A 13,107-nucleotide genomic window follows, 5' to 3' on the forward strand; every position below is an offset into this window, starting at 1 on the left:
ACTTAGAACATCTCTCTTTTCTCTAAAAGAAAATAACTAAGTTCTAAGAGCGGAGCGGACTAAGCTCTGCTAACTGCGCCACAGGCGCTAGTAAGCGCCTTCGCCCTTGAACACGACCTTGAACGTCTTGAGGATGAGCTTGATGTCTTCGCTGAGCTTTCCATCGCGACGGATGTAGTCGTTGTCCAGGCGCATCTGGCCTTCAAACGAGATGTTGCTACGGCCACTGACCTGCCAAATGCAGGTGAGGCCCGGAGTCACGGAAAGGCGCATGCGGTGCCAAGGTTCGTATTCTGCCACTTCGGACGGAATGGGCGGGCGCGGTCCGACAATGGACATTTCGCCCTTGAGAATGTTGATGAGCTGCGGCAGTTCGTCGAGGCTGAATTTGCGGAGGATGTGGCCGAACGGATAAATACGCGGGTCGTTCTTCATCTTGAACGTCTTTCCGCCCGTTTCGTTCTGGGCCATCAGTTCCTTTTTGCGTTCTTCTGCATCAACGTACATACTGCGGAACTTGTACATCGTAAATAATGCGCCGTTCTTGCCGACTCGGGTCTGCTTGAAGATAATCGGTCCCTTCGGGTCGCTAATCTTGACGGCGAGGGCGCAGAACAAGAGGACAGGCGATAGAGCGATGAGCGCAACGGATGTGCAGGTAATATCAACCATTCTCTTGATGATGTGTCTAAAGCGAATCTTGTGCGGGTGTACCCAGATGTCTGAAAGGTTCAAACGGTTGAGCGTAAAGAAACTACCGTTTGTGCTGTTGAACTCCTTGAGCTTGTTGTCCATTTCAAGGTTGTCTTTTTCCTGGTACCCCGTGTAGAGGTAGGCCTGGAAAATAGGAGCTTTCGGCTTGTGGCGGAGTGCCTGGATGAGCCCTGCGTCGTTGAGCTTGTGGAGGATTTCCTTGCGGATACCTTCAAGCGTGCTCATATCGGAATTCAAAAGGATGATGCCAATACCGCTGTTGTCGGAGAGGTAGCCCAGTACGTCGATAAAGCGCAGATGTGAAAACATCGTAAGCACGCTAATCTTCCAAGTATTTTCAACAATCTTGGACGGACGGCCCCAGCCGAGCACATCGTACTGGTGCGAATAAATCTTGATGAAAAGGAAAGGCTTGCGGGTGCGGTTCGCACGCAAAAACTCCTCGTTCAACCGCGCCTTGAACAGCCTGGCCGGGTAAACGATGTTTTTCAGTTTTTGTTCGTTAAGGATTGAACCGATAGTCGGATTTACTGCTTCCTGTTCCATGCGCCTAAATATATAAAAAAGGGGATTGCTTTCAATTGGGGGTCTTTTTTTAGGTGTTGTAAATCAATGTTTGCAATACGAACTTTTTTTATTAGATTTTTCAATAGAAGGTAGAAAATGATATTTAAGCTTTTAGGGGCGCTTTTTTTTGCTGCGTTATTTGCGGGCTGTCATTCGGATGGGGGGAGTTCACCAACCGAAGTTTTGCCATATTCGGGAATGCAAAGGCAAATGTTGCTCATTGAGGGGTCCAAGGATACCATTGCATTGGGTACAAATAAGAATGGTGCCAAAATAGACGAATCTCCGGAAATGAAGGTCTTGTTGGACTACGATTACTGGGTGGACCTCTATAAAGTGACTTGTGGTGAATTTAAGTCGGTCATTGATGAAACGATTGTCGAAAATCGCGTAGATTGTGGCCCGGATAGCTTGCCGGTAGTCAATGTGACTTTTTTTGATGCTGTACTCTTTGCTAATGAAAAAAGTAAAAATGAAGATTTGGATACCATCTATGAATATTCTAGCGCAGAATTTGATAAAGATGGACATTGCGTGAATCTTGCTGGTTTCTCGTTCCATCTTGATAGGAGCGGTTTTAGGCTTCCGACCGAAGCGGAATGGGTGAAGGTGGCTTCGCAAAAAGGTAAATGCTTGGATTGCTTTGAAAAAGAGAAGGAGTTTGTCAATGACTACAAAGGTGTTTTCAAAAATGAAGTTGTGACAAATTATGCGGGCGCGTCCAGTACAAATGATGCCGATGAACGTATTATCAAGGGTGGTAGCTCGTCGAACCTTTATTCAAGAGGGGGGACATATCCTGTAAGTCCATCGACTTATGAAGGCAATATTGGTTTTCGTCTAGCGATTGGCAGAGTTCCTGATGCTGTTTTTTTTGATCAGGGCGGAAAGAAGGTAAATTCCCCTGTCAGGGTGGTTTCTTCAGTGCTGAAACTGTGGGATTACACAAAAACTTCTAAAGTAAAGCTTGTCTTTAAAAACGAGGTTACAGGAAATCTCAATTACATTGATTATTACAATAACAGTGAAATTGTTGAAATTAAAAAAACAGAGTCGGCTTATCATCCAGATATCTCACCGGATGGAAGCATGGTTGCTTATTGTACGGGGATCGAGGGGATTGATCGGAAGTCCCAGGTTTATGTCCGTAGTCTAGATAATAATGATTCCAAACCTGTAAAATTGGATGTGGAGAGCGCTGCAATTCCTCGCTGGAATGTTTTAGAAAGTGGCGATACCGTTATTACTTATGTGACGGGAACCGGCAACAATTCTAGCGAAAAGTCTTTCAAGAGCATGAGCACGTGGCAAGTCCCTTTTGCAAATGGAAAGTTCGGGAAGCCTACTAAGTTGTTTGATGGGGCGTACCATGGTGGAGTGAGTGTTGACAGTAAGCTTGCTGTTACGGGGTCAAAAATTCTCCGGGCTAGGGTCAACGGAAAAGAAACGGTCTGGTATAATGGGGAACAGGCTTGCAATGTGTCGCTTTCGAGAGATTTTAGCAAGCGTACGTCGTTTCTCGATTTCCATAGTACAACGGGTGAAAAATTTGTTGGCAACAAGTACCGGGTACATGAAATCCTTTTTGTGGCGGACAGTGCCGGAAATCTTATTCAACATGTGAAAGCGCCTGACGGCTATACATTTGATCATCCTGAATGGGTGACCGGGCGAGTGAACGAGAATATTGTGGCGACTCTTGCAAATGCGGACGGGGCGCATTCTAAAATTGTCCTAGTCCATTTGGCTGATAGCTCTATTACATATCTTGTCGAAGGCGATGAACTGTGGCATCCGAGTCTTTGGATTCGCGAAAGGATCGTGATTCCTTCTAGCTCTAGTGTTGCAAGCAGCTCAAGCAAGCCTGTCAGCAGTTCTTCTGTTTCGAGTTCCAGTTCTGAATCTAGCAGTTCTATGGGCTCGAGTTCCGACGGAAAATCTTCAAGTTCTAATGATAAACCGGTACAGTATTTTGAACTTGATGAAGATAGCGCAGGCTTTTACGTGAAAAACAATGAATTCCAGGAAGCGCACTGGAGTTATAAGATGGAACTTGTCTGGACCTATTGGGATTCGGCGGATGTTGTTATTTTGGGTTCGTCAAGGCCGCAACATGGTGTTATTCCAGCCTTGTTTAGCGATCAGTTTTATGTTGTCAATCTTGCGAGTGCGCACGGGAGTATGCATTCTTCTTATTATATGGCAATGAATTACGTCTTGCCCCATTATAAAAAGCTGAAGTACATTATCATTGAAATCGCGCTTGATAGGCTATGGCTGACAAAACAGAATAGTTTCTTTTTTCTGAGAAGTCCTGATATCAAGGGGTATGTTTACGATGCCAATCACGATTTCTGGAAGTCGGGCATTCCCGAAGGTCTTAAGGAAATGACGCATGAAGTGCCGAAGGTCTCCTCGTATGCAGGCAACCTGACTGAACGGGGGGCGATGCCTTTGAATAGTTGTGGCAACTGGAGGTCGTCGGTTTATGCAGAACAGGATGTCGCGTGGCTTGATACGGGGCTTGTCCGACTTGAAGAAACTTTGGGTTACTTGACTGAAATTATAGAGCAGGCCAAAGAAAAGAATATTAAGGTGATTGGTTTAGAAATGCCGCTAAATCCGAATTACAAGAACGTGAATGCTTACGGAAAGTATGGGCTACGCAATAGCGATGCTCCTAAAATACTTGAACGAATTGAGAATATGGTTGAAAAGTACAGCAATTTTATGTTCTTTGACCAGCACAAGATGGGTGAACACGATTATCTTAATGGTATGAATTACGATGATGACCACCTTTGCCGAGCAGGTGCCGAGAAAATAACCCACCGTCTGGATTCCCTGTTGAAAACATTAGACTGATTTTTTCTACATTATAGCGCGTAAAATTTAAAATGGAGACGCTATATGTTGCGTATTGGTTTAATTGGCACGGGTACCGTTGGTGGTGGTGTCATTCAGATTCTTGAACAGAAGATTGCCGAATATAAGGAAAAGCTGGGTGTCGAGCTGGAACTCTCCTGCATCTGCGCTAAGTCCGAAGAAGAAGTGGCTCCGTACAAGGCTAAGGGCTACAAGGTCTCGACCAATGCCGACGAAATGATTGCTGGCGACGATATCGACGTGCTCGTGGAACTCGCCGGTGGCTACAACATGCCGCGCAAGTGGATCCTCGCTGCTCTCGAAAGCGGTAAGCATGTGGTGACGGCTAACAAGGCTCTCCTCGCCAAGTACGGTCACGAAATTTTCCCGCTCGCCGCAAAGAAGGGCCTGCATGTCTTGTTCGAAGCTGCTGTTGGCGGTGGCATTCCTATCATCCGCAGCGTCCAGGAAGGTTTCGTTGGCTCTACAGTCGAAAGCCTGAGCTGCATCATTAACGGTACTTGCAACTACATCTTGAGCCGCATGGCCGAAGAAGGTCTCGACTTCGACGTCGTCTTGAAGGACGCCCAGAAGCTCGGCTTTGCTGAAGCAGACCCGACTTTCGATATCGAAGGTATCGACTCCGCCCACAAGACCGCCCTCCTTGCTAGCCTTTGCAGTGGCAAGCGCGTGGACTTCGAAAAGATCCACGTCACCGGTATTTCCAAGATTACCGCTCAGGATATCGCATTTGCTAAGGAACTTGGCTGCTGCGTGAAGCTCCTCGGCATCTACCACCGCGACGGCGACCGCGTGGACGCCCGTGTCCATCCGTGCTTCGTCCCGAACACGAACTTGCTCTCTAACGTGAATGGCGTTATCAACGCTGTTTACCTCAAGTGCGACAACCTCGGCGAAACGGTTCAGACCGGTGCTGGTGCTGGCCGCCTCCCGACCGCATCTGCAGTCGTGGCTGATCTCGTGTCCCTCGCTCGTTCTACCGACCAGGGCAGCCGCAAGGCACTCCCGATGGGCTGGTTCAATGTCGAAAACTCTGCAACGCTCGTTCCTATCTCTGAAACTAGCGCCCGCTACTACCTCCGCTTCACGTCTCGTGACGCTTGCGGTGTGCTCGCCAAGATTACGAAGATCCTTGCAGACAACAACATCTCTATCGAAACGATTATCCAGAAGAACGTGAACGACCCGGGCAAGGTGTCCATCGTCGTCATTACGGAAAAGACTCTCGATAGCAAGCTCTCCAAGGCTGTCGATGCCGTGAACTCTCTCTCCGAAATCGTTGAGAAGAGCCAGGTTATCCGCTTCCTCGCTTAATTAAAGGTTGTATATGATTCGCGCAACTACTATGGAACGAATTCTCTTAATCCTCTCGGATTTTGCCGCTTTGTCGATTTGTTTCGCCTTGGCGTTTTGGGTTCAGTTCCATAGTGGCCTTATCGTAGACAAGTTCGACCCGACCAAGACGTTTGATAGCTATTGGCAGTACGGCCTTGTCTTGAATATCGGGTGGCTAACCTTGTTTGCCTTTGCCGGATTGTATCGTTCCTGGCTTTTGTTATCAAGAACACACCAGGTCTTGCGCGTTCTCCGTGCGGTTGTCATTGGTGTGGTCTTGGTGATTGTCTGTCTGTTCGGTGCCGAGTTCATGGGGAAGGTCTTTACGAACCAACCGCTCAATGAAGGCTATCTCTATGGTTCCCGGTTCCCGTGGATATTTATATATGGCGGACTTGCCATTTTGCTTGTCGGCTTGTTCCGCATGTTTATCTATATCTTCTTGCGTGCTCTGCTCCGTAAGGGCTATGGAGCGAACAATATCCTTGTGCTTGGCGCTACCGAAGCGGGTAAAAAGATTGCTCGTGATCTGGCGAAGACTCCGGCTCGTGGTCAGCGCGTTGTGGGCTTTGTCGATGAACGCTACCAGGTCTTGCCGAAAAAGTTTGCGAAGGTTCCGGTTCTCGGCAAGTATTCCGATTTGCCTGCTCTTGTCAAGAAGTACAAGGTTAGTGGCATTATCATCGCGCACGAAAGTACGTCTCCGCAAGAGATTATGCGCGTGCTCGTCTGGATTTGCGAACTCCCGCTCCATATTTACATTGTTCCTGAACTTTATAGCGTCGTGAATGGCCGCTTCAAGGCAAACCTTGTTTACGGTTTTGAATTGCAGGAACTTTTTGCGTTTACGATGCCGCCTTGGCAGGTTCGCGTCAAGCGCATTATCGATATTGCTTTTGGCTTGTTCCTCGGGCTTTTGTCGCTCCCGGTATGTTTGTTTGCCGCTATTGCGATTAAGCTCGATGACCATGGCCCCATTTTCTATTCGCAGGAACGCATTGGCCTTTATGGCAAGCCGTTTACAGTTTACAAGTTCCGCACGATGCGTACCGATGCCGAAAAGTTTGGAGCTCAGTGGGCGACCAAGAAGGACCCGCGCATCACGCGAATAGGCCGTTTTTTGCGCAAGACCCGTATTGATGAACTTCCGCAGATTCTTTGTGTTTTGAAAGGCGATATGAGCATGGTGGGGCCGCGTCCGGAACGCGCCGTGTTTATTGGCAAACTCCGTGAACAGATCCCGTTCTACATCAGCCGCCTCAAGATGAAACCGGGCCTCACTGGCTGGGCTCAGGTTTGCCACCACTACGATACGAGCATTGAAGATGTGCAGATCAAGCTCCAGTACGACATGTACTATTACGAGAATATGAGCTTGCTTTTGGATTTCCAGATTCTCGTACGAACCGTTTATGTTGTGCTGACAGGCAAGGGTGCTCAATAGCAACTGCCTACTAATCACCAACCACTAACCACTAATTACTAATCATGTACGGCGATAATTCTACTCCAGTATTCCCAACCGAAGATGCTTTGACCATGATCCGCCTCGCATTGGCGGAAGACGTTCGCACGGGCGACGTGACCAGTGAATGGACCATCCCCGCGGACCAGAAACAGCATGCCCGCCTCATCGCCAAAGAAGATGGCGTGCTCGCCGGCCTCCCGATTATTGAACTCGTGTTCCAGGAACTCAAGGCAAACGCCAAGGTGACGCTCCACAAGAATGATGGTGACGTCGTGAAGAAAGGCGACCTGATTGCCGAACTTGATGGCACGACTCATGAACTTTTGACGGGCGAACGTACGCTCTTGAACTTCATCCAGCAGCTCTCTGGTGTGGCAACGGTTGCTCACACGTTCCAGGAAGCCTTGAAGGGCGGTAAGACCAAGGTTCTCGACACCCGCAAGACGATTCCGGGTTTCCGCACTTTGCAGAAGTACGCCGTTCGCGTCGGTGGTGGTTCCAATCACCGCATGGGCCTCTTTGATATGGTGCTCGTGAAGGACAATCACATTGCAGCTGCTGGTGGCGTGCTCGAAGCTCTCGAAGTCGTCAAGAAGAACAACAAGCAGGGCTTGATGGTTGAAATGGAAGTTGAAAATTTTGACCAGCTCCGCGCTCTCCTCAATAAGGGCGTTGACGTCATTATGCTCGACAACATGAGCAACGAAATGATGGCCGAAGCTTTGAAGATTATCAAGGAAAGCGGCGACAAGTGCCTCGTGGAAGGTTCTGGCAACATGACGCTCGAACGTGCGAAGCAGATTGCAACGCTCGGTCTTGACTTCATCTCTGTCGGTGCTCTCACGCACAGCGTCAAAGCCCTTGACATCTCGATGAGAATTTAATTTGAATTTGTCATGGCGGGATTGCCCCGCCATCTAGCTGTCATGCTTACAGCAGAATTGTCATGCCCGCCACCGAGCGGGCATCTCCTTTATTATTCTCCTTTACTATATTTCTTACATCTTGACGCTTTATGGGAGTTTTTATGCGTTGTTTAGTTACTGGTGGTGCTGGATTCTTAGGAAGTCACCTTTGCGAAAGACTTTTGAATGACGGACACGAGGTCATTTGCCTGGACAATTACTTCACAGGCCGTATGGCTAACGTAGCCCACCTGCGTGACAACCGCAATTTTGAACTCATCCGTCACGATGTGACCGAACCGATTCTTTTGGAAGTGGACCGCATTTTCAACTTGGCATGCCCTGCAAGCCCGATTCATTACCAGTTCAATCCGGTAAAGACCATCAAGACGAGTGTCATGGGCGCCATCAACATGCTCGGCCTTGCAAAGCGCGTTAAAGCCCGCATCTTGCAGGCTTCTACAAGCGAAGTCTATGGCGACCCGGCAGTGCATCCGCAGACCGAAGACTACTGGGGAAATGTGAACCCCATCGGCATCCGCAGCTGCTATGACGAAGGCAAGCGCGTCGCTGAAACGCTCTTCATGGATTACCACCGCCAGAACAAGGTTGACATCCGCATTGTCCGCATTTTTAATACGTACGGCCCGCGCATGCTCCCGAACGACGGCCGCGTTGTTTCAAACTTCATCGTCCAGGCGCTCAATGGCGAAGACCTCACCATCTACGGCGACGGCAGCCAGACCCGCAGCTTTTGCTACGTGGACGACCTCATTGAAGGCTTTGTCCGCATGATGAACCAGGATAAGATTATCGGACCGGTCAACATCGGCAATCCTGGTGAATTCACGATGCTTGAACTTGCGAAGGAAGTGCTTGAACTCACGGGTTCCAAGAGCAAGATTGTCTACAAGCCGCTCCCGGGCGATGACCCGAAGATGCGCCGTCCGGACATCACGCTTGCCAAGAGCGCTCTCAAGTGGGAACCGACAATCCCGCTTCGTCAGGGGCTTGAAAAGACTATCGTCTACTTTGATAACTTGCTCAAGTCAAAGTAACCATTTATCTTAAATATTTGTCGTTCATTCTCTACTTTAGGGGAGTCGTCAAGACTCCTCTTTAAATTTTTCGATAAAGTTTTAGCTTTGACGAAAAAGAGAGGGTAAAATGCTTCGCAAGTTGTTGTCATCGCTATTGTTTTTGTCTGTAGCCGCTTTGAGCGCTCCCTTATTTTCTGACCAAACTATTTCTGAAGATTCTATCAATGTCGCTTACACAGTAACGAATACGACGTTTGAAGACACGGTTGACATCAATGCTCTAGAAAAGCCCAAAGAAGTTTCTCCGCTTATCGTCTTAGGCGAAGTCTTTGGGTTCAATGGATTTATCTGGGCGTGGGACCGTTATGTTTTGGACAAAGGTTATGCGCGTACAGGGCCGAGTTACTGGAAACGCAATTTTAAGGAAGGCTGGGAATGGGACCACAATCATTGGGCGATTAACTTTTATGGGCATCCGTATCAGGGCGCGACTTATTACAACTTTGCTCGTGGCGCGGGCTATGGATTTTATGGAAGTCTGTTGTTTACTGCGCTTGGAAGCTACACGTGGGAAATGTTTGCCGAGACAGAATACCCATCCATTAACGACTTGATTGCGACCTCAATTGGAGGCGCCGTCTATGGCGAAGTCCTCTACAGGCTTTCACGAAAACTTTATGGCGTTGATGAATCTGCCTGGTACAATCAGGTCGGTGCATTTGGGATGGCGCATTCCGCTTACTTGCAAAGGAAAATGTTCGGTAACCGCGATGTCATTACGGGCAACACTCCGATGGATCTGTCCATTTTCTTGGGTACAGGCTCTCATTTCGGAAACATCTATCGCTATGGTGGCCGCAATGAGGATGACTTGGATCAACGTTGGGATGATAAACATGTCATGTACGGTGCTGAAATTGAATACGGCAAGCCGTTCCGGAAGGTCAAGCGTCCGTTTGATTATTTCACTTTACTCACTCGCGGTGAAGTCGGCCCAGATGGGACTCTTTTCCAACTTGATGTGACTGGCAAGCTCACGAATGCCGGTGTTCATGGGCGTGGACATTGGGTGGATTTTGCGACGTATCTCGACTATTGCACGTTCTATGGAGACTTCGCGACTGTCGGCACAATCTCTGTCGGTACGGGCATTGACTTTTCGCTTTGGCTTTTGCCTTCGTTACGTTTCCGCATGTACCACCAGATTTACTTCATCTTGCTTGGTACGACGGACATGGGCTACGATGACTTGATTCGTGAAGTGCATCCGGAATATGAATCGGATATGGACAATTACCAGTACAATATGGGTGCAAAGTATGTGTTGGGGATTGAAATCTCGATTGGGAAAAAGTTCCGCTTCAATAACAAGACGATTGTCGATGCGCTGCATACGATTCCAGGTTCGCTACCGCACTATGGCGCCGATGGCTGGGACATGTTGTTGATGAACTACACCTCGGCAGAATACGATTTGACGGATAAAATTGCTATGGGCGGTCGTTTTGACACTTATGCTAAGGTTGCCGCTTACTCCTCCGAATTCTTTGAACCCATGAGCCGCGGCGTCTTTGCATACACCCTGTACTTCAGCTATAAACTGTTCTAAAAAAACTATAACCTCTAGTCTTTCGTCTAAGGAATTGACGCGAGACCAACATTTTACTAAGATATCAATATAATGAATGACCTTCCTTTTCATAAGAATGCGAATATCCGCACTGCGGATTTTTCGATGCTGAATTTTTTGCGTCAAGCAAACGTGTTGCCCGATAAGATTGCAATGATCACCAGCCTCAAGGAATTCGGGCTTGAAAATTATGTAAAAGTCCAGGCGGCGGTGCTCCTCTTGGTGAAACGCGGTTCCGTGGACGTTGAACTTGACCTTAAGACTTACCACCTTGAAGCGGGTGCCTTGTTCGTCGTGTTCCCGGAACAGGTGCTGCGAGCCAAGAAGGCTTCTGCCGATTTTGAACCGGTGTGCATTGCGTGCTCCAAGAACATGATCGATGAATTGATCATTCGTTTTGACGATAATACGCGGCTCATTTTGCGCTATCGTGAAAATCCTTTACAGCAGCTTGATAAAGTTAAGTTTGATCAACTGAATGCAAGCTTTGAATTCTTGAAGAAAAAGTTTGAAACGACGGAAACGAACGCTTGCCGTTTGCAGGTTCTCAAGAATCATTTGATTGCGCTTTTGTATGAGTGCATTGGAATTGTAGACGAGCCTATTGCTACGGATGTGGTCAAAAGTCGTGGTCAGGTGCTATTTGCGCAGTTTATAGACCTCGTTGTCGAACATCATCGCGAACAGCATTCCGTGAAGTTTTACGCCGATGAACTCGGCATCACGCCGAAGTACCTCTCTGCCGTTGCCGAAGAGCAGACCGGGAAGAATGCCAAGCGTTGGATTGACGAACATATTGCGCTTGATGCCAAGGTGCTGTTGCGCTCGTCTTCTAGAGACATCCAGAAGGTCTCCAAGATTCTGAACTTCCCGGATGTTTCGTTCTTTGGAAAATTCTTCAAGCGCCTCGTCGGCGTTTCGCCCAAAGCCTACCGCAAAACGACGGATTGATTTAGATGAAAGAACGCTCGCTCTGCTCGCTACAGACGAGAGACGAAAGAGTTTATTCTGTAAAATCAAAAATTTTATTATTCCCGGCTCGCCCGGGAATTTCCTTTTAATTAAACCTTCATCGCATCGACTTGATTGACGATTGTGGTAACGGCTTCGATGTACTTGTTGATGTTTGACACAATCACGTTGTTGTCATTGGTCATATTAGGGATGCGCACGCCCGGGAACATTTCGTAAACTTGTTCGTGACTCTCGGGGTAATTGCCTGTTGAAAGGTAATAGACACCGTAAAGCAAGGGGAGGAGTGTCGTTGCAGAACGCACGTAAATCCCGTGCGGATTACGGTCTTCCTTGAGGTAAAGAAATGCACGGCGCAAATGTACGAGCAGTCCACGCAGTTCGCGTTCGCATTCGATGCGCAGTTCCGCGAGGTTCGGGCTGAAATCTGCAAGCGGCGCTTCGCCGCACAGCGTCACGTTCTTGCTCTTGATGTGCAAGAATTCTAGCGGGAACACGTCCTGCGAAGACTTGATTTCAAAACGGCTGAACACGTGGTTGAACACGATATTTTCGTGCTTTGCTTTTGCTGTGAGCTTCTGCAAGGGGAGCATGTCTTCGACGGAGTTGGACTTTAAAATAAAGCTCACAGTCCACGGGGATTCCAGCGCAGAAAATCCTTCCATAAGGCAATCGCCATGAACGAATGCTGAAATGAGATTGTCGCCGAGCGCTTCTTCAAAGAGCTTCGGCCATTCCGAATTCTGAAATTCTGCAACGCTTAAAATCTTTCTCATAAAGGAACCTCTAAATTACCAGCTTCCGCCGGAGCCGCCACCGCCAAAGTGGCCTCCACCAAATCCACCGCCGAAACCGCCGCCAAAGCCGCCTCCTCCGCTCCCAAAGCCACCGCCAAAACCACCGCGGTGGTGGCCACGACTGCTGTTGCTGAGGGCGTTCCCAAGCAAGAACCAAAGGCATCCGTTTCCGCGACCGCCGCCATTCTTCGCGACGAGCAGGAACAGAATCACGAAAATAAGGAGAGAGAGTCCGTCCAACCAGTTATCATCTTCTTGCGGGAGCTGGTCAGTGTTGACCTCAAGAGTGATTCCTTTTTCCTTGGCAACGACTTGTGCAATTTCCCAGGCAAGCTGCATCACGCCTTGGCCGTACTTTTCAACTCTGAAAGCCGGGACAATCGTCTTTTGCTGGAGTCGTTCCACGAGTACATCGGGCAAGTAACCTTCGGCACCATAGCCGACTTCAACACTGCGCTTATGCTGCTTCATCGCCGCAAAAATCAGGACGCCTTCGTTCGATTTGCCACCAATGCCCCAGCTTTCGGCGATGTTCAATGCGTAATCTCTAAAGTCAGCAAAGCCGATGTCATGGATGAGTGCGACAGCAAGTCCAAAGCCCGCCTTCTTGTAAAGCTCTTCAGAAAGCGTGTTGATGAACTGCACCTCTTGTTTTGAAATCAAGCGGTCTTCATCGTACACGTAACTGTTCTGCGGGCGCTTGGGGAGCCCCGCCTTGTTCACTTTAAAACCTGCCGCAACCGGGATGGCGAGCAACAGAATGAACAGTATTGATAAAATTCTTTTTTGCATA

10 protein-coding genes are annotated in these 13,107 nt (G+C 48.5%); 7 read left to right on the forward strand and 3 right to left on the reverse strand.

All coding sequences use genetic code 11. The annotated features are described in order from the left end of the window. Positions 1 to 87: 87 nt before the first annotated feature. Positions 88 to 1,260, reverse strand: coding sequence for a sugar transferase (locus FSU_RS13280; RefSeq protein ID WP_014546891.1), 1,173 nt, complete (start codon positions 1,258 to 1,260; stop codon positions 88 to 90). Positions 1,261 to 1,377: 117 nt separating this feature from the next. Here FSU_RS13280 and FSU_RS13285 point away from each other — a divergent pair, with 117 nt between their 5' ends. From FSU_RS13285 to FSU_RS15970, 7 genes are all read left to right on the forward strand, one after another. Continuing rightward, complete coding sequence (locus FSU_RS13285) at positions 1,378 to 4,146, forward strand: TIGR02171 family lipoprotein (protein WP_014546892.1); 2,769 nt, start codon at positions 1,378 to 1,380, stop codon at positions 4,144 to 4,146. Positions 4,147 to 4,191: 45 nt separating this feature from the next. After that, a complete protein-coding gene (locus FSU_RS13290; RefSeq protein ID WP_014546893.1) occupies positions 4,192 to 5,481 on the forward strand; it encodes a homoserine dehydrogenase in 1,290 nt (429 codons plus the stop codon). 31 nt (positions 5,482 to 5,512) lie between these two features. Further along, entirely contained in the window at positions 5,513 to 6,946 is a 1,434-nt protein-coding gene (locus FSU_RS13295; protein WP_157747957.1) for a sugar transferase, read from the forward strand. 44 nt (positions 6,947 to 6,990) lie between these two features. Then, positions 6,991 to 7,854, forward strand: a complete 864-nt coding sequence (nadC, locus tag FSU_RS13300) for a carboxylating nicotinate-nucleotide diphosphorylase (protein ID WP_014546895.1) — start codon at positions 6,991 to 6,993, stop codon at positions 7,852 to 7,854. Positions 7,855 to 7,997: 143 nt separating this feature from the next. Further along, positions 7,998 to 8,933 (forward strand): UDP-glucuronic acid decarboxylase family protein, encoded by a 936-nt coding sequence (locus tag FSU_RS13305; protein ID WP_014546896.1) that lies wholly within the window; start codon positions 7,998 to 8,000, stop codon positions 8,931 to 8,933. A gap of 109 nt (positions 8,934 to 9,042) precedes the next feature. Continuing rightward, positions 9,043 to 10,524 carry a DUF3943 domain-containing protein gene (locus tag FSU_RS13310; protein WP_014546897.1) on the forward strand — a complete coding sequence of 494 codons (1,482 nt, stop codon included), beginning with the start codon at positions 9,043 to 9,045 and terminating at the stop codon, positions 10,522 to 10,524. Positions 10,525 to 10,650: 126 nt separating this feature from the next. Further along, positions 10,651 to 11,496 carry a helix-turn-helix domain-containing protein gene (locus FSU_RS15970; RefSeq protein ID WP_015732243.1) on the forward strand — a complete coding sequence of 282 codons (846 nt, stop codon included), beginning with the start codon at positions 10,651 to 10,653 and terminating at the stop codon, positions 11,494 to 11,496. A gap of 110 nt (positions 11,497 to 11,606) precedes the next feature. Here FSU_RS15970 and FSU_RS13320 read toward each other — a convergent pair whose 3' ends face one another. Together FSU_RS13320 and FSU_RS13325 are read right to left on the reverse strand one after the other, a co-directional pair. Then, the gene (locus FSU_RS13320) at positions 11,607 to 12,293 is read right to left on the reverse strand and encodes a hypothetical protein (RefSeq protein WP_014546899.1); all 687 of its coding nucleotides are present in this window, start codon (positions 12,291 to 12,293) and stop codon (positions 11,607 to 11,609) included. Positions 12,294 to 12,308: 15 nt separating this feature from the next. Next, complete coding sequence (locus FSU_RS13325) at positions 12,309 to 13,106, reverse strand: TPM domain-containing protein (protein WP_014546900.1); 798 nt, start codon at positions 13,104 to 13,106, stop codon at positions 12,309 to 12,311. Position 13,107 lies beyond the last annotated feature (1 nt).

It is taken from the genome of Fibrobacter succinogenes subsp. succinogenes S85, from assembly GCF_000146505.1.
GTDB classification, from domain to species: Bacteria; Fibrobacterota; Fibrobacteria; order Fibrobacterales; family Fibrobacteraceae; genus Fibrobacter; species Fibrobacter succinogenes.